The 24,702-nt window shown below is 64.9% G+C and carries 23 protein-coding genes; 15 read left to right on the forward strand and 8 right to left on the reverse strand.

Annotated features, from left to right (window positions below; translation table 11 throughout):
• Positions 1 to 204: 204 nt before the first annotated feature.
• On the reverse strand, positions 205 to 1,110 hold the full coding sequence (locus LDL21_RS09925) for an alpha/beta fold hydrolase (protein WP_225279741.1): 906 nt from the start codon (positions 1,108 to 1,110) through the stop codon (positions 205 to 207).
• 79 nt (positions 1,111 to 1,189) lie between these two features.
• Here LDL21_RS09925 and LDL21_RS30020 point away from each other — a divergent pair, with 79 nt between their 5' ends.
• Both LDL21_RS30020 and LDL21_RS09935 read left to right on the forward strand, forming a co-directional pair.
• Positions 1,190 to 1,885, forward strand: a complete 696-nt coding sequence (locus LDL21_RS30020; protein ID WP_225279742.1) for a TetR/AcrR family transcriptional regulator — start codon at positions 1,190 to 1,192, stop codon at positions 1,883 to 1,885.
• 608 nt (positions 1,886 to 2,493) lie between these two features.
• Complete coding sequence (locus LDL21_RS09935; protein WP_225279743.1) at positions 2,494 to 2,874, forward strand: hypothetical protein; 381 nt, start codon at positions 2,494 to 2,496, stop codon at positions 2,872 to 2,874.
• A gap of 57 nt (positions 2,875 to 2,931) precedes the next feature.
• Here the strand turns inward: LDL21_RS09935 and LDL21_RS09940 are convergent, their stop codons facing one another.
• Complete coding sequence (locus tag LDL21_RS09940; RefSeq protein WP_225279744.1) at positions 2,932 to 3,360, reverse strand: hypothetical protein; 429 nt, start codon at positions 3,358 to 3,360, stop codon at positions 2,932 to 2,934.
• A 228-nt stretch (positions 3,361 to 3,588) separates the two neighbouring features.
• Complete coding sequence (locus LDL21_RS09945; RefSeq protein ID WP_225279745.1) at positions 3,589 to 4,155, reverse strand: isochorismatase family protein; 567 nt, start codon at positions 4,153 to 4,155, stop codon at positions 3,589 to 3,591.
• A 743-nt stretch (positions 4,156 to 4,898) separates the two neighbouring features.
• Between LDL21_RS09945 and LDL21_RS09950 the strand changes: the two genes are divergently transcribed.
• Positions 4,899 to 5,318, forward strand: coding sequence for a contact-dependent growth inhibition system immunity protein (locus LDL21_RS09950; protein WP_225279746.1), 420 nt, complete (start codon positions 4,899 to 4,901; stop codon positions 5,316 to 5,318).
• A gap of 941 nt (positions 5,319 to 6,259) precedes the next feature.
• Positions 6,260 to 7,228: a prolyl aminopeptidase gene (pip, locus tag LDL21_RS09955; RefSeq protein ID WP_225279747.1), complete on the forward strand. Its 969-nt coding sequence runs from the start codon at positions 6,260 to 6,262 to the stop codon at positions 7,226 to 7,228.
• A gap of 248 nt (positions 7,229 to 7,476) precedes the next feature.
• Here pip and LDL21_RS09960 read toward each other — a convergent pair whose 3' ends face one another.
• The gene (locus tag LDL21_RS09960; RefSeq protein ID WP_225279748.1) at positions 7,477 to 7,887 is read right to left on the reverse strand and encodes a DUF4189 domain-containing protein; all 411 of its coding nucleotides are present in this window, start codon (positions 7,885 to 7,887) and stop codon (positions 7,477 to 7,479) included.
• A 361-nt stretch (positions 7,888 to 8,248) separates the two neighbouring features.
• Between LDL21_RS09960 and LDL21_RS09965 the strand changes: the two genes are divergently transcribed.
• Entirely contained in the window at positions 8,249 to 8,587 is a 339-nt protein-coding gene (locus LDL21_RS09965) for a hypothetical protein (RefSeq protein ID WP_225279749.1), read from the forward strand.
• 119 nt (positions 8,588 to 8,706) lie between these two features.
• Here the strand turns inward: LDL21_RS09965 and LDL21_RS09970 are convergent, their stop codons facing one another.
• Together LDL21_RS09970 and LDL21_RS09975 are read right to left on the reverse strand one after the other, a co-directional pair.
• The gene (locus LDL21_RS09970; protein WP_225279750.1) at positions 8,707 to 9,528 is read right to left on the reverse strand and encodes an SAM-dependent methyltransferase; all 822 of its coding nucleotides are present in this window, start codon (positions 9,526 to 9,528) and stop codon (positions 8,707 to 8,709) included.
• A gap of 1,043 nt (positions 9,529 to 10,571) precedes the next feature.
• On the reverse strand, positions 10,572 to 10,865 hold the full coding sequence (locus tag LDL21_RS09975; protein WP_225279751.1) for a hypothetical protein: 294 nt from the start codon (positions 10,863 to 10,865) through the stop codon (positions 10,572 to 10,574).
• 175 nt (positions 10,866 to 11,040) lie between these two features.
• Between LDL21_RS09975 and LDL21_RS09980 the strand changes: the two genes are divergently transcribed.
• The 7 genes from LDL21_RS09980 (at position 11,041) to LDL21_RS10010 (ending at position 19,266) form a co-directional block, all read left to right on the forward strand.
• Positions 11,041 to 11,973: a DUF5919 domain-containing protein gene (locus LDL21_RS09980; protein WP_225279752.1), complete on the forward strand. Its 933-nt coding sequence runs from the start codon at positions 11,041 to 11,043 to the stop codon at positions 11,971 to 11,973.
• On the forward strand, positions 11,945 to 12,754 hold the full coding sequence (locus tag LDL21_RS09985) for an inositol monophosphatase family protein (protein WP_225279753.1): 810 nt from the start codon (positions 11,945 to 11,947) through the stop codon (positions 12,752 to 12,754). Before LDL21_RS09980 ends, LDL21_RS09985 begins: the two co-directional genes overlap by 29 nt.
• A gap of 319 nt (positions 12,755 to 13,073) precedes the next feature.
• Positions 13,074 to 13,475, forward strand: coding sequence for a hypothetical protein (locus LDL21_RS09990; protein WP_225279754.1), 402 nt, complete (start codon positions 13,074 to 13,076; stop codon positions 13,473 to 13,475).
• A gap of 225 nt (positions 13,476 to 13,700) precedes the next feature.
• Positions 13,701 to 14,492, forward strand: a complete 792-nt coding sequence (locus LDL21_RS09995; protein WP_225280331.1) for an LppX_LprAFG lipoprotein — start codon at positions 13,701 to 13,703, stop codon at positions 14,490 to 14,492.
• Between the two features lie 214 nt (positions 14,493 to 14,706).
• Entirely contained in the window at positions 14,707 to 16,173 is a 1,467-nt protein-coding gene (locus LDL21_RS10000; RefSeq protein ID WP_225279755.1) for a fatty acid desaturase, read from the forward strand.
• Between the two features lie 45 nt (positions 16,174 to 16,218).
• On the forward strand, positions 16,219 to 17,412 hold the full coding sequence (locus LDL21_RS10005; RefSeq protein ID WP_372462161.1) for a type III polyketide synthase: 1,194 nt from the start codon (positions 16,219 to 16,221) through the stop codon (positions 17,410 to 17,412).
• A 9-nt stretch (positions 17,413 to 17,421) separates the two neighbouring features.
• A complete protein-coding gene (locus LDL21_RS10010; RefSeq protein ID WP_225279756.1) occupies positions 17,422 to 19,266 on the forward strand; it encodes an ATP-binding cassette domain-containing protein in 1,845 nt (614 codons plus the stop codon).
• A gap of 50 nt (positions 19,267 to 19,316) precedes the next feature.
• Here LDL21_RS10010 and LDL21_RS10015 read toward each other — a convergent pair whose 3' ends face one another.
• The gene (locus LDL21_RS10015) at positions 19,317 to 20,198 is read right to left on the reverse strand and encodes a glucosyl-3-phosphoglycerate synthase (RefSeq protein ID WP_181697088.1); all 882 of its coding nucleotides are present in this window, start codon (positions 20,196 to 20,198) and stop codon (positions 19,317 to 19,319) included.
• Positions 20,199 to 20,374: 176 nt separating this feature from the next.
• Here LDL21_RS10015 and LDL21_RS10020 point away from each other — a divergent pair, with 176 nt between their 5' ends.
• The 3 genes from LDL21_RS10020 to LDL21_RS10030 all read left to right on the forward strand — a co-directional run bounded on the left by LDL21_RS10020 (position 20,375) and on the right by LDL21_RS10030 (position 23,748).
• Positions 20,375 to 21,685: a TerD family protein gene (locus tag LDL21_RS10020; RefSeq protein ID WP_225279757.1), complete on the forward strand. Its 1,311-nt coding sequence runs from the start codon at positions 20,375 to 20,377 to the stop codon at positions 21,683 to 21,685.
• Positions 21,686 to 21,763: 78 nt separating this feature from the next.
• Positions 21,764 to 23,455, forward strand: a complete 1,692-nt coding sequence (gene ilvD / locus LDL21_RS10025) for a dihydroxy-acid dehydratase (protein ID WP_225279758.1) — start codon at positions 21,764 to 21,766, stop codon at positions 23,453 to 23,455.
• A complete protein-coding gene (locus tag LDL21_RS10030; protein WP_225279759.1) occupies positions 23,452 to 23,748 on the forward strand; it encodes an MmcQ/YjbR family DNA-binding protein in 297 nt (98 codons plus the stop codon). Before ilvD ends, LDL21_RS10030 begins: the two co-directional genes overlap by 4 nt.
• 207 nt (positions 23,749 to 23,955) lie before the next feature.
• Here LDL21_RS10030 and LDL21_RS10035 read toward each other — a convergent pair whose 3' ends face one another.
• Entirely contained in the window at positions 23,956 to 24,549 is a 594-nt protein-coding gene (locus tag LDL21_RS10035) for a TetR/AcrR family transcriptional regulator (RefSeq protein ID WP_181697091.1), read from the reverse strand.
• Positions 24,550 to 24,702 lie beyond the last annotated feature (153 nt).

The raw sequence follows: 24,702 nt of genomic DNA on the forward strand, positions 1-24,702 counted from the left end.
CCATCTCGCTGCGGACCGCTCCGCTACCTTCCGGAGCCGCTGGAGGAGGCCCCGGTTTTCAGCCTGTTCGCGCTGGAAGGCAGTCGGAGATTGACGTCGGGAACGCCGGTACCGTTCTCTGCCAGCAATGCTCGTTCCGGAAACGATGATGGTGGCCGCGAGTGCCGCCAGGAATGTGGTTCGGCATTCTGTGCGGCAGAGTGGTCAGGCGTTGATATCCGCGAGTTCGCGGATTGCCGCTGCCAGTGATTTCCATGCGTGTTCGGGTAGGTCGTGTCCGACTCGGGGAAGAAGGAGCAGCCGAGAGCCGGGAATCCGGGACGCGATGGCATGAGCGGCGTTGGTTTTGATCAGCGGATCGTCTTCGCCGTGCACGACCAGGGTCGGCCGGGTGATCTCGGTGATCGCCCGCCCGCTCCACTGGGCCCCGATCTGCCGGCTCTGTGCCTCCTGGTCGTGAATGCCGCTGTCGGGATTGTGTTCCAGTCGAGTGCGCACGGCCGCCTCGTCGAATTCGTGACGGGGAGAGGCGAGGAGTTTCGCCACCGTGACGCCCGCGTCGGTCGCGCCCACTCGGGTGTCGGGAAACTTCACCCGGGCGAACTTCGCGAGCGTGCCCAGCCGGATGTAGCGCAGTGCGCGCAGTCCGATGACATCCCCTGGGATGGCACCGACCGAGGTGAGGGTGTGTACGCGGGCGGGGTGTCGAAGGGCGACCCGCTGGGCGACCGCACCACCGAGGGAGACACCGAGCACATGCGCCGAACTCCAGCCCAGTTCGTCGAGCACCGCCACGGCATCGTCGGCCATATCTTCGGCGGTGTAGGCCGAACCGCGCCGGGCCAGCAGCGCGGTGATCGGGTTCCGCACTGCCGTGGGTGGCAGATGTGTCGATTCACCGCCGTCACGCTGGTCGTATCGCGCTACAGCGAAACCGAATTCGGCCAATTGCGCGCAGAACCCGTCGGGAAGCCAGTGCCGGTTCGCGCCAAGCCCGGTGGCGATAAGCAACGGTTCTCCGCCTGCGTGTGGCATGAACTCGTCGAACGCCAGGCGTACCGCTCCGTTGTGCGCCCATCGTCGCGGTCCCCATTTCGCATCGGGTGACATCTCGAACCTCCCAAACTGTGATCGGTGAACACAGTTTAAGATAGGACATGACGGACACCGGGCGATAGGGGTACAGCGAGTGGCGCAGTCCGCGAAAGTGACGCCGACGGTGTGGGAACGCGCGGAAGGCAGGCGCGGGCCGGCCCCGGCGCACAGCCGGGACGATCTCACGGCCGCCGCGATCGAACTGGCCGACCAGGGTGGTCTGGCCGCTGTCTCCACTCGTCGGATCGCCGAGAAGCTCGGCGTGAGCCAGTCGGCGCTGTACCGCTACGTGTCGGGTCGTGACGATGTACTCGACCTCATGGTCGATTTCGCTGCCGGTCAGATCGATCTCGACATGACACCCAGTGGTGCGGTGATCGACGACCTCATAGCCTTGGCGGTCCGCGCGAAGACCGCCCACGTCAGCTATCCGTGGCTACTGGACATCCCTGTCGAGTCCTTGCGGGTGGGACCACGCGGGATCGCCTACCTCGAGTGCGCGCTGCGGGCCATGTCGGGCATCGACGTGCCGGGGCCGGTGAAACTACAGGTAATCGCGGTGTTGAACGCACTCGCACAACAGTTCGCTCGCGCCGAGGTGGGTGACCGGACCGCGGACCGGTCGCGGCGCATCTCCCAGGCGGCCTATCTCCACAAGACCGCCGAGCAGGGCGGCCACCGGTTTCTCGCGGCAGCACTCGAGGAATCGGGCCGCGACGGAGACCCACCGGATGACATGTTCGAACTCGTGCTGCGCCGAGTGCTCCAGGGGTTGCTCAGACCGGACTGACCGCCTACGCGTCTTGGTCGTGATGCGCTGGTACCGGCCATCACGACGACCGCGACGACGACCCTGGCGGCAGCGATCCACCAGAAGGCTTGCCCGTAATCGGCAGGTGCAGTGTTTGTCGCGGTGATCAACGCCCGGCTGGCGGTTGCTATGGTCGGCGAGTGCCGCCGTCTTATCACGTGACGTCAGTCTTGAACCGCGCCTCCATCGCGAGATTCGGTTTGGACTGGCGGCGTATGGGCGCAGCGCGGGGGATTGCCGGAAGCCACCGACCCGAGCAGGCTGGCTGCTTCCTTGCGCTCAACGACTTCGAGTGTGACTGGTTCGTACGCATGAACAACACCGGAGGACCCGTGGACGTGTGGGAAGTCCGCGGAATCCGGACCGATGATCTTGTGTTGTCACCGGAGGGCCATTACTACTTTCCAGGAGTGATCGCAGCAGCTCAGCTTCGGGTGATCCGTCGCGACGTGCCGCCTGTCCTGACCTGACCGGCAACCACACGCGAGATGTAGCGCCTCTTGCCATGATCGCGCAAGGCGAACGTACGCACATGCCGATTATCGTGCGTTTTGGCCGTTCCGGTGCAGGTAGTTCACCCTTAACCGGTGGAACCAGATGACCTTGTAGAGATTGAACTATCGACCGACGAGCGCCGACTGCTGTGGTGGGGTCTAGGAGAGTGGTCCGGCCCGGCGAACTGCAGTGAGAATCTAGCGATCGCGATGGACTTCGAAAGCGTGGCCGACCTACTCGAACAGGAGCGGCGATTGCGTTTGGCGTTGGAGGCGAGAGAAGTGCTGAGTGCGCGAGATTGGCGGCGCGCATTGTTGGCGACCGAGTTCGTCTTCGCGAGCGATGTTTTCGGTTCTGGTGTGGAGTGGTCGATCACCACCGGGCTCCGGGACGAGGAGACTGTTCGTACACTTCGCCGGTTGCAACGCAAGTTCGCCCGTGCGCTTCCGGGTGTGTTGTATGGCGGTCGCTGATCTGGAGGAGTCCTGGAAGTCTGGTCGGGCGCGCTGCCTCTGGTCCGCGATCAATGCTCAGGTTCGGGCGGTTTCGAAGAAGTTGCGGTAGAACCACGGCTTCGGACACCCCCGAGGGCGACGGCACGTTCCGGCCTCGATCAACTCGGCACCCAATTCATCGCTGACATTCGGGTGATGAGCAACCCGCTCGCGGAACAAAAAGGATGCATCTCCATGCATTCTGGCCTCGAGCTCCGCAGCAGGGCGCAGCGCGTCGGTCGGCACGCCAGGGTTGAGGATCGCATTCCACCGAACGTGTTCGTCCTGATCAATCACTAAGAGAGCCAGGGCATCCGGTGGAGTGTTCGGATTTCGTGCGGTCCACAGGCGCACCGGCCGAACCGTGTCGACAGCAAGCTCGCGCAACCTATCCGGCGGGGTGTCGGGGTGCCGGGTTTCCAGAACGCGGCGGTACCCGCTCAACCGCTCGGCACGAGACTGCACTCTACGCATGTCCACTGCGGAAGTCTTTCACCTCACGAAGTAGCCGTTTCGGCAGATGCTGGCGTTCGGGACGTCGCTAGTTGCGGGCCGTTCACAAAAGCTCGACGCCGCTCCACTCCGGACATCCCCTGGGCGGGACGCCGCCGCCGAAGAATCGCACCACGCGACACTTACTACGGCGTCTTCCGGACCCAGGGGTGACGACGGGACGACCCAGCGAACCGTCGGTCAATTGTCGGTGCTTGCGACGATTTCCACGCCTGCGGCGCGGAGTTCGTCCAGGGCCCGTTCGATGCCTGCGGGGGAAACACCTGCGGACAGGTTTACCAGTACGCGGGTGTTGAACCCGGCGGTGCGAGCGTCCGCGGCGGTGGCGCGAACACAGTGGTCGGTGGCGATGCCACAGACGTCGACGGTGTCTATACCCTTGGCGCGCAACCAGTCCGCCAGGGCTGTCCCGTCCTCGGTGGTGCCCTGGAATCCGGAGTAGGCGGCGGCGTAGGCGCCTTTGAAGAAGACCTCGTCGATCGGCGCAGTGTCCAGGTTCGGATGGAACTCTGCGCCTGGCGTGTCGATCCGGCAGTGTGGCGGCCACGAGTCGACGAAGTCGGGGTTGTCGGAGAAGTGTGGGCCGGGGTCGATGTGGTAGTCGCGAGTAGCGGTGATCGCGGCATATTCGCTGGCGTGTAGATATTCGCTGATCCTTTCGGCCAGCGCGGTTCCGCCCGTGACGGGCACCGAGCCGCCCTCACAGAAGTCGTTCTGTACGTCGACGATGATCAGAGCTGTGCTCATAACGCCTCCACGAGGTCGGTCCCGCAACGATTTTCGGCCAGTACTCGATGCAGATGGCTATCACCGGCGCACATCGCCGAACGAGGCGGCGATATCGTGCGTTTTGTGGACCTTATGTCCGGCGGCACTGCCGGCCGGCGAAGTCGAGCGTCGAGGACCGAGCGACTCACTGCGCGCTCCTCGACTACCACCCGTATCCGATCAGGGCCCGCCAGCTCATTTGACCCAACAGGCCCCTATGTTGTTCGGCGTGCCCCGGCCCGCAGATTGGCGCTCGATGGAGGCTCTCACCGTGGGCAGCTGCCCCGGACCCGTAGGCGCTCTCAGCAGGCCGTACTCGTTGATTGCGAGGTCGAATGCGATCACGGCAGTGCTCTCGAATTCACACCAGTACGCTGCGTGGGAATGGATGGGACTTGATACTGCTTGTCGTTTCACCCGTCGAGCAGGTGGGGTAGGCCTGCCCGATAGCGGTCGGCATACGACGCGCTCGAGTGGTTCGAAGACCGCAGGGGCGGCCATCGGGGTACTGCAGCACGTGAGGCGGTGGCGCCAGCGGCATCCAGAACGGCGTTGGCTGCGCGACGGCCTGCCGGCGATGCGAGTTCCGCTCCGGGAGGCCAGGCGATGACACGGTCGAGAATGTCCTGACATGCCGAATGGGCGTGCGGCCACCAAACGACCAATAGCGCCGATGACCAGCGCAGAATGCAGAAGCGCTCGAGTTGGATACGGTGGTCCGCATGGCTGCCAACCCGTCGGACCAACAATCGGTAGAACAAACCGAGGGTGAGGCTTGGCCTGAGCCAGCACCAGATGCCACCTACGTGATCCGAAGAGTCCACCAATTGCGTCGAGTTCCAGTCGTGGAACTGAGCATTGAAGACCTACGAATTATGGTGTCACAGAGCGTCGGAACTGTCGCGATCCTGCCTCGGATACTCGACCTGCTGGAGGAGAATCCGCTGTCGGAGGGCGATTTCTACCCGGGAGACCTGTTGGTTGCCACGCTGCGGCTTCGCCGTGACTACTGGTCGGACCACGTCGGACTGCTGGACAGGGCACGGCGCGTAGCCCAGCGAGCGGATGCCATGGCAAATCAGCTGAACGGAGCTCAGGCTCTTGAACTTCGCCGCTTGGTCGGTGAGTTTTTGTCGAACTAATTCAGTTCGAGTGATATCGAACGCCCGCCATGCCGCTGGCTGTGGCGGTCTCGAACGTCCGCATCTGCCGATGAGCGGATATCCGGGTGCGCTGGCTCGGAGTCAGATAAGCACCTCAGCGAGATGGTCGGTGGCTTGAATCAACCAGTCGGGGTCGCCGTGTCGACGGCCCCACATTGCCTCCCGGACCGCGCCGAACTGTGTCCAACGACGGGTCCGGTCGATGTCGAGTTGGGCTGCTTCGCAATAGATATCGAGCAGGCGAAGGATGCCAGCTTGCATGTCCGGGGATCGCAGCAGCTCCTCGAAGCGGGGACTGCGGATGGTCTGTCTGCGTCTGCGCCCACATCGCTATCACCGTGCCCGTCTAAGCATTCTGTAATGCAGATGTGTGGAGGTACCAGCAGGCGGCTAGGGGGCGATGTCTGATCCCGGTCAGTCCCCAGTCATCTAGAGCGGATGGACACAGCGCGAGTGGGATAGCGGCTCTGTTGCGCATCGCCACAGCCCGCTGCGACATGTCGCCGCACGCACATGCCGCTGGGCGTACTGAGTGAACCGACCACATGCTACGGCCGAAGAGAAACGGGCCGTGGGCATTTCGCGGCTAGGCAACGCACCGTATTGCCGATTTGCGTGCGACTGAAACCGAGTCGTAGCCCGATAACTCGCAGAGGCGCCTTTGGGATGGCTGCCTGGCTACGCGGATGGAAGAAGGTCGAAGCGGCCATTACCGCACGGCTTTTCGCCGTCACCGTAGATTGCTCAGACCCGCGCGATTTGCTCGCTTCTATCAGGCGTTTCTCGGAGGGCAGCTACGCTCCTCCAGTTCGGACTTCGTCGTCCTCACCAGCAACCAGGACGTCCGTCTGGACTTTCAACGCGTCGCCAACCGTCAGCCCCCTGCCCGATCCCGCCGCCCTGCAGTTAACCTCGGCAACGTGGCGACCTCCTTTCCCCCCATCGAGCCGTATGCCGACGGGATGCTCGAGGTCGGCGACGGAAACCAGGTGTACTGGTGTGCCAGCGGCAACCCCGCTGGGCGGCCGGCGCTGGTGGTGCACGGCGGGCCGGGCAGCGGGAGCAGCCCGCGATCGCGGAAGGCGTTCGATCCGAACGCCTTTCGGATCGTGCAGTTCGATCAGCGCGGTTGCGGACGGAGCATTCCGAGCGCCGCCGACCCGGGCACCGACATGGCGGTGAACACCACCGAGCACCTGATCGCCGATATGGAACGGCTGCGCATCCACCTCAGTATCGACCGCTGGCTGCTGTATGGCGGGTCCTGGGGTTCAACGCTCATCCTCGCCTACGCGCAGCGGTACCCGCAGCGGGTCACCGGAATCGTGCTGGTCGGCGTCACCAGTACCCGCCGCCGCGAAATCGACTGGCTGTACCTGGGTGTCGCACGGCTGCTACCCGCCGAGTGGGAGCGATTCCGGGCCGCGCTGTCCGGCGACGGTGATCTGGTCGAAGGCTACCGGCAACTACTGGAACACCCGGACCCGGGAGTGCGCCGCAGCGCCGCGATCGAGTGGTGTCGCTGGGAGGACGCGGTGATAGCGCACGAATCCACGGGAAGCCCCGGGCAGTACAGCGCCAAACCGGACACCGCCATGCTCGCCTTCGTCCGGATCTGCACGCACTACTTCGCGCACGCGGCGTGGCTCGAGGAAGGCGTGCTGCTGCGCGAGGCCGGGCGGCTGGCCGGAATCCCCGGCGAACTGATCCACGGCCGCCTCGATCTCAGCGCCCCACTCGAAACTGCGTGGGAGCTCGCGAAAGTCTGGCCGGACGCCCGCCTGCACGTCATCGACGACTCCGGCCACACTGGCAGCCCCACCATGGGTGAGGCGGTTGCCCGCGCCATCGCCCGCTTCGCGCAGCCCGATACCAATCGGATCAGCTAGAGAGAGGCGACGGGCATCCGCCGCAGTAGGCGTTGCCTTGACCGTTGAGGCTTGCGGAATATCCGCTCATGCCGCGTGCCGCGCTGTTCGTAGCGGCCAGGAGTGGACCCGGTCTGGGTGTGCACTTTCGGCTGATTCGAGGGGTTCCCCGTCGTTGGAGCGAATAGTGCACGCCCAGGCCGGTTCACACCGCTACAGCACCCCAGCGCACGAGTATCGCTCTTGCCGAGGACCGTGCTGGAACTGGATCAAGGTTGGGTGCAGGCATGTTCGCGATCGAACGAGCCGACGCTTCCGGTGCCGGTGGGGAGGTTGCGGGTGGCGTCTGCGTATGCCTCTCCCGGGGTCGCCCCCTTACCGAAGCCCACGATCGGGAACCCGGCGACGATCGCGAGCGGACTCGTCACGACTGCACCGCAGCCGTTCGCGAACGTCACCATCATCCGGCAGTCGATGATGCCTTGACCCTTGCACGCTCGGTCGGCGGCTTGGATGGCGTCGGCTTCCGTCGGGTGGTTGATCGAAAACGCGTAGACGTTGCCCCACACGCTGAGGGAAATGGCGCCCCAGTTGACCGGGTCGGCGGTGGCGGGCGGTGCCGCAAGAACGGCAGCGGCGCTCACCGAGAGCGCCGCGGCCGCAAGGGATTTGTTGAACATGTGGCGTGCTTCCTCTGCGCGCCGACCAGGGTGCGGCGATCGCATGGAAGATACCGCAGCGCATGGACTCGAGACCGCCCCAAGTCTTGGGGGCACGGCAAAGACCATCACGCACTGCGGTGACGCAGCTGCCGAAACCGATGTAGTCGCACCTTGGCTGCGGGAGCGCCCCCGTCGGCGGCCATCGCCTCGCACAGAGACGGACGCAGTCAACCTATGACGACGTGTGGCCGGGCCAGAGCCGTGGCTGCGGTGGATTCGGTCGTTGCCGATGTGCGAGCTTGGGCCGACATCGCCCGAGGTGGTGGCGGATAAAGGATAAGTTGGACACGCTGTAGATCAGCTGCATACGCTCCCATTCATGACCGGGCAAGAGCCGAACACCAGGTACCTCGACGATTCGAAAGTGCTTGCCGCTATTGGCGAATGGATCGCCCCTCGGGTTCAGCCGGTCTCCGTTCGTTTGCCCCTCGAGTTGGCCGAGGCAGCCGTGGCCGCCTGGAATCGAGACGAAAGCGGTGAGATCGGGGAGGAAACCCCCGACCAATACGCTTTACGCGACCGCGCTGCGGAGCTGGCACTGATCGGGTTGGCAGTCTCTGAACGTGGCCGCCGCGACGGCAAAGATGTGGTGGTTGATCTCCATGCTTCATCCGTCGCAGCCGCGATACACGCAGCGCAGTCCTCGGACCATCGCTGACGGCGCACGGAGCCGCCGAGCGCACACCGTATTCGTCGTAGGTTAGGCGGCGCTGCAGCGGCACGTAGCACGTCGAACCATCCGCTATTGCCGCGACCCGCGCGTTCACGAGGGTCGGCTCATGCCCGACACCGCTGTCCGATGGCGGCGAAAGCGCTGAGGTCCCACGCTTCGGGGTGGAGTGGTTCGGTGGCGTGACCGTAGCGGTCCGATCCGATTGATTCGGGTCGCCACCGGTGCGGGGCGACCAACCCTGGTGTGTGTAGGTGGTAGCAGGTGAGCATCGACGCGATGTCGTCATGCGTGCGTGGGTGGTAAGCGATCCCGGCTGCGCGCAGGGCCCGCGCGGCCGATGTGATGTCGTGGCCGAAAACGTCGGCGGTGATGTGGGTGAGCACCAGCCAGGTCGGGGCCGGTAGCGCGTGGGTCAACGCCGCGATCATCGACGGTGCGTCATCGATGAGTTCGGCAGTGCCGGACAGTATCAACGCTATCGGTGCCGACATGTCGAAGGTTGTAGCAATGGCCTCGACTACGGCGGTGGTGTCGGTGAGGTCGACTTCGGCGGTGCGGGCGTGGTGCCCCGCCATCAGGGCGCGGGCGTGGTTGGCCGCGAGCTGATCGTTGTCGATGTAGAGCGTGCGCGCGCTGCTGGTGTGATCTTCTGCGATGTCGTGGATATTCGGGGTGTGTGGGAACCCGCACCCGAGTTCGGCGAACTGGGTGACCCGGTGGTGGTTCAGGAGATGGGTGACGGCGCGGCGGGCGAATCGGCGGGATTCGGTGATCGCGGGCGTGATCTTGTTGCCCGCAAGTTTTTCGGCGATCACGTCATCGGCGGGGTAGTAGTCCTTACCGCCGAGCAAGGCGGAGTGAACGCGAGCGCTGTTGGGACTGGACTGGTCCCACATGACGCGCTGTGGGCGGTCTGTGGTGCTCACTTGTTGTTGCTTCCTCCTGCGCGGTCGGCAAGTTTTGGGCCCCGGAGATTGCGGCATTACCGGGGGTCGATTCCGGGGCCGCCTTCGTGCTGCCAGGCCGGGTGAGTGTCATGTGGTCTCACCGGGGCGGCGCGAAGGCCATTCGATCGGTCGGTGTTTCGGTGCGGTCGTGCAGGTCAGGGCAGTAGATACAAGCGTTCGTTCGGAAGCCGCGGAAGTCCGGTGCAGCGGCCGGAGTCGACAGCGACGGTGCAAGACCGGCGGACGGCGATGTCTTGAACAAACACGAAGGCGGCGGTCAGGCAAGCCACGAAAGCTATTCGTACACTGGCGAACTGGACCGTAAGCCTGATATCGGGCTCATGAGGGTGTGGCGACCTGCCGCCGGTGTTCATCGGGGGTGCCGCCGCCCGGGTAGGCACGCACGAGCGCATTCGATCACAACCGCTCCGGACGGCCGGAAGGCGCTGATAGCCGGTGAGATCCATGTACGGACCACCAGTGCGTCCGGAACCGGGGAAGGCAAGGCGATGTCACCTTCACGGATCACGACCACGCGCGCGGTCCAAAGCCGGGCGACCTCGGTGGGGTCGCTGGTAGGTCGGATATCCGATCGCACGAGGAATGTCCACATTCCAGCCCGGGGGTGGCCGATGATCGGCAACGGTGTGACCCCACGGATATCGAGTGCGGTTTTCACTCGTCGTGCCAAATCGGCAGGCATCATCACTGCGCCGACCATTCCGGCTCGCATCGTTATCCGACCCGTCTCGGGGTCGACCACGGTCGGCAGCGAGCACACGCGCCGATAGAACTCGCATCGCGCGCGGGGTGTTTCAACGAATGACGAATGGGCAGAGTGCATTTGGTTAATGAGCGACCACTCGGTGCGTCAGTGGGCCGGGTGATCGCCCCGGTTGGCATGGCGCCCTCGATCGGGCTCGGTGCTGTAGCGACCCATCCGGCTTCCCGCATCGCCTCGAGCAACGCCACAAGGTCGGCCACAGCCGGCTGACGCGTGGGAGTTGGCGGAGCGAGGCCGCTCATCGGATCACCTGCCGTTCTGGGCGGCGTTTCCCGGCCGAAATCTGCCACTCCCCGCGCTGGTTGCGGAAGGCGTCCCCTTTGTCCCGCAAGGTGTTCAGTACGCGGACGACACGCCACTTCGGTGCGTTCAGATTGTGAGCGATCGTGTCGGCAGTCAACATCCCGCCCGGCTGAAGCAAAGCGAGAACATCAGTTTCGAGAGTGTCAGTCATCGGTCCATATCGGTGCCGGAAGCGCCTGAAAAATTCAGGTATAAGGTCAGTGCGACCGATGTTGGTGAGCTGCTGCATACGTGTCCTCCTTGCGGCCGATGTGTCGTTCAGATTCGGCTAGCAGCCGGGATGTCGGTCATATGACTTCGGTAGTTGGCGCTAACTCGGTGTCAACTTTGTCGGCCCGGTCGGTATGGTGTCGACGCCTGCGCTGTCTTATCTGCATCCTTGCTTGTATAATCTGGTTTCTTCTATGGCTCATCTCCGCTACGATCAGCGCAAACCGCCGCAGGATGACGAGGGGTATAGCGTGGGGACAGTGCTCAAGGCTTTGCTTCAGCAACGACACATCCAGACGGTTTCCGCATTCAACCGCGAGTACGACGCAGCAGCCTCGAAGATCGACTCATCTGCCATCGGTGCTGGACCGAAGAAGGCGCAATTCTACCGATGGCTGTCGGGAAATATTTCGACCCTGCCGTACCCGCATCATTGTCGAGTACTTCAGGAGATGTTTCCCGGGTGGAGCATCGAAGAGTTGTTCTCTGGTTACACGGAGGGGACCGATCTGTCCCCACATAAGATGACGGCCGCACCACCATCCAGTTCCAGCACCGGCCAAATCTCTGACATCGAGAGCGTCTTCACGCGACGCGCCGACTTCTTGAAAGCGATTCCACCGCAAGAGCTGTTCCGTGAAGCCCGAACGATCGATCTCGCCGGCCTTTCCTTGAACATCCTTTGTCAACAGTGTTCGGATAGCGAAGTGCGACGAATGATGCGGGATGGAACCACGATACGCTGCTTGCTCCTCGACCCGGACGGGTCGAATATCACCGAAAGAGAACATGAGGAAGGCCATGCGTCAGGTGCGTTGGTGCATCTGACGAGACTCAACATTCATATGTTGCAGCGAGTTCGGTCCAGCCGGACAACCGAGACGGGCGGTAGGATTGAAATCCGCGTGTACGATGCACCGGTACGCTTCAATTTGTGTATTATCGACTCGGAAATATGCGTGATGCAGCCATACCTGCCTTTCGCTCGCGGCCTTGAATCGCCTACATTTGTGTCCAAAAGAAGGGCAGTCGAAGGAACCTTCCAGACTTTCGCAACAGTATTTGAGGAAATGTGGAGAAAGGGAACGGAACCCGAAATTGAGTACAACCAGGGAGTCACTGCTTGATATCGCACGCCGTGCAGTCTCCGGCGGTGTATCGATTCTCGAGTCGAAAAAGGTGGGTTCGGTTTCGTCGAAAGGTGACCGCGACTTTGTTACAGATGTGGACGTAGCGATACAGGAACATATTCGCCGGTTTCTCGCCGTGGAAGCTCCGCACATAGCATTCCTCGGTGAAGAGGGTGACCATCAACACCACCGTTTGGGCGAGAGCTCTTTCTGGGCTCTCGATCCGATAGACGGAACCTCTAACTATATTCACGGAATACCACTCTTCGGCGTATCGCTTGCACTGTTCGAAAACCATGAGCCGATGATCGGCGTTATCAGCATGCCTACGTTTCATCGCGAATACTATGCAGCTTCCGGAATGGGCGCCTATCGGAATGATGAACGTATCCACGTCGGGACGTCATCACGACTCTCAAAATCGATCATTTCGATCGGCGACTATGCCGTAGGGCAGGATGCGGCCCAGAGGAACCGTCCACGACTTTCGCTGACGGCGCTGCTGGCCGCTCGCGCCGAGCGGATCAGGATGTTCGGATCGGCTGCCTTCGACCTCGCCTGTGTGGCCGACGGCAGCACGGACGGATGCGTCATTCTGTCGAACAATCCGTGGGACATCGCCGCAGGTGCGGTCATCGTGCGCGAGAGCGGTGGAGTGGTCTACGACTCGGACGGCACCGCACATAACTCGAGTTCACGTCACACGATCGCGGGGAACGACCTAACAGCAAAGGAACTCGTCGCATTGGTGGGGCAAGCACACGCCCAAGCGGGCTGACAATCCTCGGGGCTGTCGGCTGCCCAGGTAGTCGCTGCCGGGCATCGACGGACCCTTGATTCAGGTCTTCACGCCGGCGGACACGGAATCGGAGGCGACACTGTCCCTGCTGCTGGCGGTGCAGGAGGGGAACGCGCGCGTCGGCTCGACACGCAAAAGGGCGAGCTGTGCGGGGTAATGCGCCGACGTGCGGAAACACGTGCCTTGTGCGAGACGCGAGCGCGAGCTTGCCATCGTGACGAGGTAGGCTCGGGGCGTCGCCGGTGAGGGATGCGGGCGATGTGCCGCGGGCGAGCGGCTGCGTCGGAAGTAGGAAGATGTGAAGGGCACCGAGGGCAACTCCGGTTCGAGCGAACGCGAGGCGGCGAAAGTCGTCCGGCTGCCCAGACGGCCGCGACAAAGTCCGCAGGATGTCAACGATCCGCGCCGTCGGCCCTGGTACTCGCCGCCCGTCTACGACCCCGCGCCCACCCGCCCGGTCACCCGTGCGGAATTGCAAGCCGAGACCGGGACGTGGTCGGCCGACACCGACCCGCAGCATTCGAGCGACGGCAGCCCCGCACATGAGGCCGATGTCATCGACCTCGCGGCGTCGCGGCGGAAGCGGTCCGGTGATTCGCCTCGCGGCATCCGGCCGAAGATGATGCCACGTCGCGTCGGGTCCGGCGAGCGAAAGCAAACCGTCGCCGACACCTCACCTCTGCCGAGAACTGATCGGTAACAGCCCGCAGGGCATTCGCGTTCCGCCTGGGACTCCAGCGAAGCTGTTCGAGCCCGAAATCGTTAGCACAACTAGATAACTCACGAAAATGCAATCCTCGGGTACGATCACCGCGGGGGAGCGCGAGATGTCCGATGGTCTGCTTAGTATGTCGCAGGCGACGGCAGCTTCGGCTGCCTCACCAAGCGAATTACGACCATCTCCAGGGGATGAACCTTGATCGACATCACACCGCACCGCACCCCGCGTCGCCGGTCCGCCGTGACCGCGGTCGTCGCGGCCGCCGCACTGTGCGCCGCCCTCGTCACCGGCTGCTCGACCGACGACTCGACCACCACCGCGGCTCCGCCGACCGGCGCTCTGCCCGACGGTGCGCAGATCGTGAAGGAGTCGGCCAAGACCACCCAGACCCTGCGCACCGTCCACCTGAACATCGACGTCAAGAACCTGCCCGACCTGCCGGTGGAAACCGTCTCGGCCGACGTCACCAACGAGACCCAGGGCACGGGCGCCGCGATGGGTGAGGCGAAGGTCAAGATCAAGCCCGAGGACCCGTTCACCGAGGCGAAATTCCTTGTGGTGGACAAGGTTCTCTACACCGAGGTGAGCGGTCGCTACGTGCCCGCCGGTCCGGCCGAGAAGGTCTACGATCCGGGCGTCATCCTGGACAAGGACAAGGGCATCGCGAACGTGATCGCCAACATCCAGAACCCCAAGGCCGAGGCCCGCGAGGTCATCGACGGCATCAACACCGTCAAGGTCAGCGGCACCATCGACGCCGCGGTGATCGACCCGATCGTGCCCCGCGTCGGCCAGAACGCCGGAACCATGCCGATCACCGTGTGGATCCAGGACGTCGCCCCGCCCGCCTCGGATTCGACCAAGCCGTCGGAGGCCGCCTCCACCGGTGAGGGCCCCAATCTCGTTCGCGCCGTGGTGAAGAAGGACCAGGGCGAGGTCACCGTCGGCCTGTCGAACTGGGCCAAGCCGGTGAACATCGTCAAGCCCGCGGGCTGATCCTCACCCGCACACGCACCCGACAGCCCACACCGGTCCGGGATCGCGGAATCCGGCACACCGTGCCGCTCCGCCGACCCGGACCGGTGTGTCGTTGGGTCACTCGATAAGAGAACTTTCAGCGAGATGCAAGGCGCCGCAAGGACTATACGTGTCGGGACGCTGGTCGGCAGGCACACGCATCGACCGCCGTTCGGACACGAAGGAAGCACTGATGACGATCGATGATCGACCTGATGAACAGGAGCGCGAGCTCCCGCCACCACCCGGCCCCGGAGGGCGACCGCCCGTCAACAACGTGTGGGTGTATAACGGCAAAGCCTACGACCTGAGCGAGTGGATCTCCAAGCATCCGGGCGGTGAATTCTTCATCGGCCGCACGAAAAACCGCGACATCACCTCGATCATCGGTTCCTACCATCGTGATCCGGAAAAAATCGCGCGAATGATCGAGCGTTACAGCCTCAATCGTAATGCCACGCCCGAGGATATCCATCCGAAGAACAACGCCCCGGACTTCCTCTTCAAAGAGGGCTTCAACAGCTGGGACGACACCCCGAAGTACAAGTTCGACGACAAGAACGACCTGCTGCACGCGGTGAAGGCCCGGATCAAGGAACCGGAGCTGGCCGCGCGGTTGAAGCGCATGGACCGCGCGTTCGACATCGTCGTCGCGTTCCTGATCTTCGCCTACATCGCGGTGCAGGGCCTGCGGCTCTACGACACCAGCTGGATGCCGTTGCCGGTCTTCGTGATCGCGATGGTGCTGCTGCGCAGTTCGCTGGCCGGCTTCGGCCACTACGCGATCCACCGCGCGCAGAAGGGCTGGAACAAGTACGCGGTGAACGCCTTCGACATGAACTATGTCGCACTGTCTTTCGTCACCGCCGACGGCCACGCCCTGCTGCACCACCCGCACACCCAGAGTGAAGTCGACATCAAGAAGAACGTCTTCACCATGATGATGCAGGTCCCGCGCCTGTACCGGGTGCCGATCCACACCGTGCACAAATTCGGGCATCTGTTGACGGGCATGATCATTCGCCTGCTCGATGTCTGCCGGCTCACCCGCAAGGTGGGCATCAAGGACATGTACGGCACCTGGCGTGGTGCGCTGCCGCACTTCATCGGGTCGTTCGGCATGCGGTTCCTGCTGGTCGCCGAGTTCGTGGCCTTCGCCATCGCGGGCGACCTGCTCGCCTGGACACTGCAATTCGTGATCACCCTGTGGATCAGCACCTTCATGGTGGTCGCGAGCCACGACTTCGAGGTGCCGACCGAGGAACTGCACACCGAGACCGAGGACTGGGGTGTCAACCAGCTCGAACAGGCCTACGACCTGACCGTGGTGGGCAACAAGTACGTCGACTGCTTCCTGTCGGCGGGCTTGAGCTCGCACCGCGTCCATCACGTTCTTCCGTTCCAGCGCAGCGGTTTCGCCAATATCGCCACCGAGGACGTGGTGCGTGAGGAAGCCGCGAAATTCGGGGTGCAGTGGCTGCCCGCGAAGAGCTTCTTCGGTGATCGACTTCCCAAGCTGTGCCGGACCTATCTGCTCGCGCCCTCGGACGAGGCCAAGCAGAACCGGTGGGGACTGGTGCGTGAACACTGCGCACCCACAGCGCTGAAGACCTGCGTCACCTACACGGTGCAGGGCTTCACCGGCATCGGAACCGTCTGACCCGGCCGCTGCCACGTCTTCTCTGTCTCGAAAGGAATTGTGCCCGTGTCTGTTTCCATTGATGAAGGTGTGCGTCGACCACACGGTCCGCTGAAGACGGCCGACGTCGATCGCGGGCACGATCTGCTACCTCCGACGCCGCCCACCACCGTCGGTGTGATCGAGGCCGTGGCGACGGGCTCGCCGCGGCGAGTGATCGAGCAGGCCGTCAACGCCGGACGCGTGGCGGAACTGTTCTCCGATCCCGTTCAGCGGCAGCGCATTCCACGGATCTACGAGAAGACCAGGATCGACACCCGACATCTGGCGATCGATCCACTCGCTCCCGATTTCCTCGAGTTCAGCAGGCGCCCCGGCACCATCCGGGAGCGGATGAATCTTTTCTTCGAGCACGCGGCCCCGCTGGCGGTCGACGTGGCGCGCCGCGCCGTGGCCGGCTTGGCGAACCCGGCCGAGGACATCGGTCAGCTGATCTTCGTGACCAGCACCGGATTCATCGCCCCGGGTGTGGACGTCGCGGTCGTCAAGGAACTCGGCCTCTCGCCGACGGTCAACCGGATGATCGTGAACTTCATGGGCTGCGCCGCCGCGATGAACGGCATCCGGACCGCCGTCGACTTCGTGCGAGCCCATCCGGACAAGAAGTCGATGGTGCTGTGCATCGAATTGAGTTCGGTCAACGCGGTTTTCGACGACGACGTCAACGACGTGATCACCCACAGCCTCTTCGGCGACGGGTGCGGTGCGGTGGTGATCGGCGCCAATCAGGTGCATCAGCCGCTGGCGCCCGGCAGTGTCGTGATCCGCGACAGCTTCAGCCACCTCTTCGACGACGCCGAGGACGGCATCGTGCTCGGGGTGAAGGACGCGGGCATCACCTGCGAGCTCGCGGCGAGCCTGCCCGACTACATCTACCGCGGCGTCGACCCGGTGGTGACGCAGGTGCTGGCGCGCAACGGTCTCGGCAAGGCCGATGTCGAGCTGTGGGCGATCCACCCCGGCGGTCCGCGCATCATCGAGGAGTCGGCCCGGTCGTTGGGTATCGCGCCGGAGTCGGCCGCGCCGAGCTGGGCGGTGCTCGCCGAGCACGGCAACATGCTGAGTGTGTCGCTGATCTTCGTGCTCGAACGCATGATCCGCGAATCCGATTCGGCGGCACCGATTTCCACCGGGGTAGCGTTCTCGTTCGCGCCCGGTGTCACCCTCGAGGGCATCGTGTTCGATGTCATCCGCAGCTGAGAGTCCATCATGCAATTGCTCCGTTTTCTCGCCGCGCTGTCGCCGGCCAGGATCGCGGCCGTGGTGGTCGCGGGCCTGATCTGCGGCGTCGCCAACACCTATCTGGTGACGTTGATCAACGCGGCGGTCTCGCCGAAACCGCCCCCGGACGACCTGATCGCCCGATTCGTGCTGACCGGCCTGGTGATCCTGGTCAGCGGCGTGCTGTCGCAGGTGCTGTTGATCCGGCTGTCGCAGGATGCCATCTATCGGTTGCGCAGCGATCTGAGCTCCGGGATCGTCGCCGCTCCACTGGAACATCTGGAACGGCTCGGCATGCATCGCCTGATGGCGACGCTCACCGAGGACGTGCGTTCGCTGTCGCAGGCGGTCACCGCCATTCCGGCGATCTGCGTCGACGTGGCGACCATCGTGGGTTGCTTCGTGTTCCTGGCAGTGGTGTCGGGACCGATCTTCGCGGTCACCGTGGCCGGTACCCTCGTCGGGATCGCCTGTGTCGAAATGGTTCTCAAGCGGGTGCGCGGGATCTACCGTGAGGCTCGGGAGAACGAGGACGCGCTGCTGCGCTCCTTCCAGGCCGTCACGCTCGGCATCAAGGAACTCAAGCTGCACCGTGGCCGCCGCCGCGACTTCATGGACCGGCATCTGCTCGGTTCGGCGGGCACCCTGCGCGACCAGAACACCGACGCCGGGTCGAAGTTCTCCTACGCACAGGGTTTCGGTCAGGCGTTGCAGCTGGCGACGATGGCCCTGATCCTGTTCGTCCTCGCCGCGGCGCTCGACCTGCCGCGCGAGACGATGTTCGGGTACGTGCTGGTGACCACGTTCCTGGCGATGCCGATGCAGAACTTCATGCACCGCATTCCCGATCTGCTGCGCGGTGACGTGGCGCTGGCCAAGATCCGGGCGATGAACCTGTCGATGACGACGATGCACAACGAGGACGAACTGCCCTACGTCGAGCGTCCGCCGGTGGGACAGGCCAAGCTCGAACTGTCGGACGTGACCTACGTGTACCGCTCCGAGGCGCCGTCGCCGGTGCCACCACCGCCCGGCACACACCCGGGCGGGATGCCGGCGCATCCGCCGCGTCCCGGTGTTCCGCCGCGCGGGGGCAACGGGCATCCCGGTGGTCCGCATCCGGCGCATCCGGGAGCGCGGCCCTCGGCCGGTCCCGATGTGAACGGTAAGAACTGGGTCGACCACGGCGCCACCGATGTGCGTCCGGTGCCCTTGGGTCCGCCGCCCGAGCTCGACGAGTCCGGTGAGGGCGGGTTCCGGCTCGGGCCGATCGACCTGGTCTTCGAGCCGGGCCAGATCACCTTCGTCGTCGGCGGTAACGGCAGCGGGAAGTCGACGCTGGCCAAGATCATCACCGGTCTGTATGTGCCGCGCACGGGGTCGTTGTCGCTCAACGGGGAGAGGATCGACCACGACAACATCGAATGGTTCCGGCAGAACTCGTCGGCGGTGTTCACCGATTTCCATCTGTTCGAGGACTACCTGGGCTTCGACCGGCCGGGGATCGACGCCGAGGTGCGGCGGTATCTCGAGGAGCTGCAGATCGCGCACAAGGTGAGTGTGGAGGGCGGGCGCCTGTCGACCGTCGACCTGTCGCAGGGGCAGCGCAAACGCCTGGCGCTGCTCACCGCGCTGCTCGAGGACCGGCAGATCTACGTGTTCGACGAGTGGGCCGCCGATCAGGAACCGAGGTTCCGTGAGGTGTTCTACCGCGAGATCCTCACCGACCTGAAACGGCGCGGGAAGACCGTCATCGTGATCACCCACGACGACCGGTACTTCGACTGTGCCGATCAGCTGGTGAAGCTCGACTTCGGGTTGGTCGCGGCGTAATCGCCCGTGCCCCGGTCGGTTCGTCGACCGGGGCACAGGTGTGTCCGGGCTCAGGCGATCTCGCGGTGCGCGGTGACGACCCGTCGCATGGGCGGGCGGTCGACCAGGCTGACCTCCGAAGGTGTTCGGCGCCAGCCGGTTTCGCTCGGCAGGAACTGGACCAGGCCGATGCCGGAGTCGCGGATACCGAGGCGGTCGAGGAGGGTGGCGACCACCTGACGGCTCATCACCGCCAGTTCGTGGGTCGGGCGGTTGCGGTGCACACGGATGCCGAGGTCGACCTGGGCGATGGCGGACAGACCGTGGCGTTGCCAGCAGTCGAGCAGGATCCCGATCTCGGCGCCGTATCCACCCGCGAGGGGCACATCGCCGAGGAAGGCCCGGGTGACGGCGTATTCGCCGCCCAGGGGTTGCACTATCTCGGCCAGTGCAGGTGCCAGCGCGGTGAGCAGCGGTCGCGCGACCAGTTGGGTGACGCGGCCGCCGCCGTCGGCGTCCAGTTGGGCACCGGTGGTGATCGGCCGCCGGTAGAAGCCCTTCACCAGCGCGATGCCGGGTTCGGTGAGCAGGGGGGTCAGCAGGGCGGGCACAAACAGCGGATCGGGTGCCACGAGGTCGGCGTCGAGGTAGACCAGCAGATCGCCGGTCGCCACCGCGAGCGAGCGCCACACCACCTCGCCTTTGCCGGGCCTGGGCGGCACTCCCGGCATCGCCTCCTCGAGGGTGTAGGCGGCCGCGCCCGCCGCCCTCGCCCGGGCGACGGTGTGATCGGTCGAGCCGGCGTCGAGCACGATCAGTTCGTCGATCAGCCCACCGAGCAGTGGTCGCACCGACGCCACGACCCCGGCCACGGTGTCCTCGTCGTCCAGGGCGGGGACAACCACCGAGACCCGGCGACCCGACTTGCGGTCGATGAGCTCACGGACGTCCATATCGATCAGTGAACGTCAGCGACCGCGCGCCTGCCAGCGATGCGGTGACATCTTGTGACCGGAGCCAACGCCGAGGTCGGGGTCGCTGGTGAAACGGACAGCGCGGAGCCGCGGACCGGTACGGTTGGACTGTTCGCCGTCGACGGCGACGACCGGCGAGTGGAGGAGCGGACGTCATGAGTGCGACGATGGTCGAAGTGGCGAAGGGATCGAAGACCGATCTCACCGACGGACGCTACACCGTTCGCCTGGATCTCGACGGCCCCGCGGGTGCGGTCGACGTGTCCGCAGTCCTGGTGACCGCCGACGGGAAGGTGCGCTCCGACGCCGACTTCGTCTTCTTCAACAACCCGTCCGCTCCCGGTGTCCAGCTCGAATCGGATGCCGTTGTCTCCGTCGACCTTTCGACGATTCCGGCCGAGATCCACCGGGTGGTCATCGCGGGAAGTACCGAGGCGCAGGGTATCCGGTTCGGTGAGGTGGCGGGGCTGCGGGTGTCGGTGAACGGTAGCGGGCAGGCGCTGAGCTTCACGCCAGCCGGGCTCGATTCCGAGACCGTCCTGCAGGCGGTCGCACTGTACCGGCGGGGGAGCGGGTGGCGGCTGGACGCGATCGGCCAGGGCTACAGCGCGGGTCTCGCGGCCTTCGCGACCGAGCACGGAATAACGGTCGACGAGGAGGCGGTGGAGGATTCCGCGCCTGCGCTCACCTCACCGCAACCTGTTGCGGCGCAGCACAACCCGACCATCGATCTGCGCAAAGTCGATGTGGTGCTCACCAAGGATTCGCCGGACAAGCGGGCCACCATCGATCTCCGCAAAGGCGGTGCGGGCCATGTGCTCACCGTCGGCCTCGAATGGGACGGGCGCGGCGCGAAATACGACAGCAACGGCAAGCCGACCGAGTTCGGCACCGGCGACCTGGATGTGTACTTCTTCTGCCGCAACGAACTCACCGGTGACTATGTCGTGGTCAGCGGTGAGAAGGGGCACCAGGGCGATCTGAACATCTGGCCGCACATCCACCACCAGGGCGACAGCCGGGGCCCCGGGGCCGGTGGCCTGCCCGCCACCGAACAGGTGGTCGTCCGTCCCACCGAGAACGGTGACCTGCTGCTCAACGTGTACCAGTCCGTCGACAACGGTGCCGGTGCCATCGATACCTTCGGCCGCCCGCGTGTCCGGGTGCGCTACGGCCGCCCCGGGCCCGACGGACTGCCCGGTCCCGACGCGGATCAGATCACCGTCGTCATCGGCAACGGCAAGAACTCCTTCTGGGCGACCGTCGCCCACATCGACGTCCGCGACGGCATCCTCACCGTCGACGGAACCACCAGGTACAGCCGGGCTTTCAGCGAACGCATGCCCGTCCTCGACACTGCGGGCACCTGGGTCCGCGCCGCCAAGAACGGCCCCGTCGGCCGCAGCAAATCCAGCAACGGCCTCGGCCTCAGCCGCTACGAAGGTCAGTGCCCCGCACCGCGCTGACCTGTCCGGTAGTTCCGCCGGAGATTGCCACGCGGGCGGGGCGTCGGCGTTTTCGCTGGTGAGTCGTAGGCTTGGGCCATGGCATCCGACACCGATTCATCGTTCGATATCAAGCCCCGCTCGCGCGATGTCACCGACGGGCTCGAGAAGACAGCCGCCCGCGGCATGCTCCGCGCGGTCGGCATGGGGGACGAGGACTGGGTGAAGCCCCAGATCGGGGTGGCGTCGAGTTGGAACGAGATCACCCCGTGCAACCTGTCGCTCGACCGGCTGGCCGACGCCGTGAAGGAAGGCGTGCACGCGGGCGGCGGGTACCCGCTCGAATTCGGGACCATCTCGGTGTCCGACGGTATCTCGATGGGGCATGAGGGCATGCACTTCTCGCTGGTCAGCCGCGAGATCATCGCGGACTCCGTCGAGACGGTCATGATGGCCGAGCGCCTCGACGGGTCGGTGCTGCTCGCCGGGTGCGACAAGAGCCTGCCCGGCATGCTGATGGCGGCCGCCCGGCTCGACCTGGCCAGCGTGTTCCTCTACGCGGGATCGACGCTGCCGGGCAATCTCGACGGCAAGGACGTCACCATCATCGATGCCTTCGAAGCCGTCGGCGCCTGCATCAAGGGACTCATCAGCCGCGAAGAGGTCGACCGCATCGAGCGCGCGATCTGTCCGGGCGAAGGGGCGTGCGGCGGCATGTACACCGCCAACACGATGGCCTCGGCAGCCGAAGCGCTCGGCATGAGCCTGCCCGGGTCGGCGGCGCCGCCGGCCCCCGACCGCCGGCGCGACGTCTTCGCGCACCGGTCCGGGGAGGCCGTCGTCGAGTTGCTGCGCAAGGGGATCACCGCGCGCGACATCATGACCAAGCCCGCCTTCGAGAACGCCATCACCGTGGTCATGGCACTCGGCGGATCGACCAACGCGGTGCTGCACCTGCTGGCGATCGCCCGCGAGGCCGGAGTGGACCTCACCCTCGCCGATTTCAACCGGGTCGGCGACAAGGTGCCGCATCTGGCCGACCTCAAACCGTTCGGCCGCTACGTGATGACCGATGTGGACCGGGTCGGCGGGATCCCCGTCGTGATGAAGGCACTGCTCGACGCGGGCCTGCTGCACGGCGACGTCATGACCGTCACCGGCAAGACCATGGCCGAGAACCTCGCCGACATCGAACTCGGCCTCGACGGCGACGTCATCCGGCCGCTCGACCGGCCCATCCACCGATCCGGCGGGCTCACCATCCTGCACGGCACGCTGGCTCCCGAAGGGGCGGTGGTGAAGAGCGCGGGCTTCGACTCCGATGTATTCGCCGGAACGGCAAGGGTGTTCGATGGGGAACGCGCCGCGATGGACGCGCTGGAGAACGGCAGCATCGTCGCAGGCGATGTGGTGGTCATCCGCAACGAAGGCCCCAAGGGCGGTCCGGGAATGCGCGAAATGCTCGCCATCACCGGGGCGATCAAGGGCGCTGGCCTCGGCAAAGATGTCCTGCTGCTCACCGACGGCCGATTTTCCGGCGGTACAACGGGTTTGTGCGTCGGGCACGTCGCACCGGAGGCGGTCGACGGCGGTCCGATCGCGTTCGTCCGCGACGGCGACCCGATCGTCCTCGATGTCGCCAACCGGCGCCTCGATGTCGAAATCGACCCGGCCGACCTCGCCGCCCGCAAGGTCGGCTGGCAACCCGCGGCCCCCAAATACACCACCGGTGTGCTCGCCAAGTACCGCAAGCTGGTCAGCTCGGCGGCACACGGAGCCGTCACGGGATGACGCCGGACGAGGCCCGCCTACTGGCGCTGGGATTCGAGGGCGCGACCGAACGAGACCACCACGGTCGCCCCTCGTTTCGCAGGCGAACCATTTTCGCGACCCTTCCCGACGACGAACACCTGCGCGTGATGCTCCCTGAGGAAGGCATTCGTGAGGCGGTCGCGGAATCACCCACCTGGTGTGCCGAGTCGTGGTGGGGCAGAAAGCTCGCGGCGGTGCAGGTGACGCTGGCGGACGCCTCGCCCGAACTCGTCGCCGAAATGCTGGGTGACGCATGGGACGCCCACGGCTGATCCGAAACCTGCGATCAGCTTGCGCATCGTCGCGGCATCGGTCGTGATCGTCTCGGTCGTCGCCCTGTGGTTCACGTTGCGCGTCAAGGGATTACTGGCCAGGGTGGGCGCCGCGATGATCATGGCGTGGCGGTGTGCGGGCGCAAAGAGAGCCGTTCTGACCCCGCTGCTCAGGCGGTCGGCTGGCCGGCCGTAACCGGGTCGGTGTCAGCGCGCGCCGACGATGCGCAACGCCATGTCCGCGTAGCCCTCGGCGATGTCTTCGGGGCTCCAGTCGCCGCCGTCGCGATACCAGCGGGCGATATCGATACCGAGCGAGAGCAAGGCGACCGCGGCCATGCGGGGGTCGCGCACCTCGAACGCGCCGGTCGCCACGCCGCGTTCGACGAGATCGCGGATCTCCTGATCGATCTGTCGGCGCAGACCCCGGATCTCGGCGTAGTGCTCGGGGGTGAGCGCGGACAACTCGTAGTTCACGATTCGCGCCCTGGTGTGGCCGCGCACATGGTGTGCCGCGAAATCGTGGACCACGGTGCGCAGGGCGAGCGTGGGATCCTCGGTGGACCGGATGGCGGCGCGGACCAGGTCGAGTGACTGCTCGTGCCCCGCGCGCGAGATCACGTAGAGCAGTTCCTCTTTCGACTTGTGATGCACGTAGACCGCTGCCGGGCTCATGCCCGCGGCCGAGGCGATATCGCGCGTGGTCGTGCCGTTGAAGCCCTTTTCGGCGAACGCGTCGATGGCGGCCTCGAGGAGGCGTGCGCGGGTGGCGTCGCCGCGGGGCTCGATGGTTTCGGTCATTTCCGGGCCATTATCTCGCCTCGGCGAATTCCGCCCGGTGGTGGGGCTGTGTGATGTGGCTAACAAGGCTCCGCGCTCGGTGTTCTATTGACGGTGGCGTGCGATCTACAGCACTATGCGTCTAAGCAAGCGCTTATTCAGCAAAGGAGCTCC

This window comes from Nocardia rosealba, assembly GCF_020216065.1.
Classification (GTDB): Bacteria; Actinomycetota; Actinomycetes; order Mycobacteriales; family Mycobacteriaceae; genus Nocardia; species Nocardia rosealba.

Coding starts and splice junctions, on each gene's coding strand:
- LDL21_RS09925 (WP_225279741.1), bottom strand. CDS start 1,110: ATGTCACCCGATGCGAAATGGGGACCGCGACGATGGGCGCACAACGGA.
- LDL21_RS09945 (WP_225279745.1), bottom strand. CDS start 4,155: ATGAGCACAGCTCTGATCATCGTCGACGTACAGAACGACTTCTGTGAG.
- LDL21_RS09950 (WP_225279746.1), top strand. CDS start 4,899: ATGGCTGCCAACCCGTCGGACCAACAATCGGTAGAACAAACCGAGGGT.
- LDL21_RS09960 (WP_225279748.1), bottom strand. CDS start 7,887: ATGTTCAACAAATCCCTTGCGGCCGCGGCGCTCTCGGTGAGCGCCGCT.
- LDL21_RS09965 (WP_225279749.1), top strand. CDS start 8,249: ATGACCGGGCAAGAGCCGAACACCAGGTACCTCGACGATTCGAAAGTG.
- LDL21_RS09975 (WP_225279751.1), bottom strand. CDS start 10,865: ATGCAGCAGCTCACCAACATCGGTCGCACTGACCTTATACCTGAATTT.
- LDL21_RS09980 (WP_225279752.1), top strand. CDS start 11,041: ATGGCTCATCTCCGCTACGATCAGCGCAAACCGCCGCAGGATGACGAG.
- LDL21_RS10000 (WP_225279755.1), top strand. CDS start 14,707: ATGACGATCGATGATCGACCTGATGAACAGGAGCGCGAGCTCCCGCCA.
- LDL21_RS10010 (WP_225279756.1), top strand. CDS start 17,422: ATGCAATTGCTCCGTTTTCTCGCCGCGCTGTCGCCGGCCAGGATCGCG.
- LDL21_RS10015 (WP_181697088.1), bottom strand. CDS start 20,198: ATGGACGTCCGTGAGCTCATCGACCGCAAGTCGGGTCGCCGGGTCTCG.
- LDL21_RS10020 (WP_225279757.1), top strand. CDS start 20,375: ATGAGTGCGACGATGGTCGAAGTGGCGAAGGGATCGAAGACCGATCTC.
- ilvD (WP_225279758.1), top strand. CDS start 21,764: ATGGCATCCGACACCGATTCATCGTTCGATATCAAGCCCCGCTCGCGC.
- LDL21_RS10030 (WP_225279759.1), top strand. CDS start 23,452: ATGACGCCGGACGAGGCCCGCCTACTGGCGCTGGGATTCGAGGGCGCG.
- LDL21_RS10035 (WP_181697091.1), bottom strand. CDS start 24,549: ATGACCGAAACCATCGAGCCCCGCGGCGACGCCACCCGCGCACGCCTC.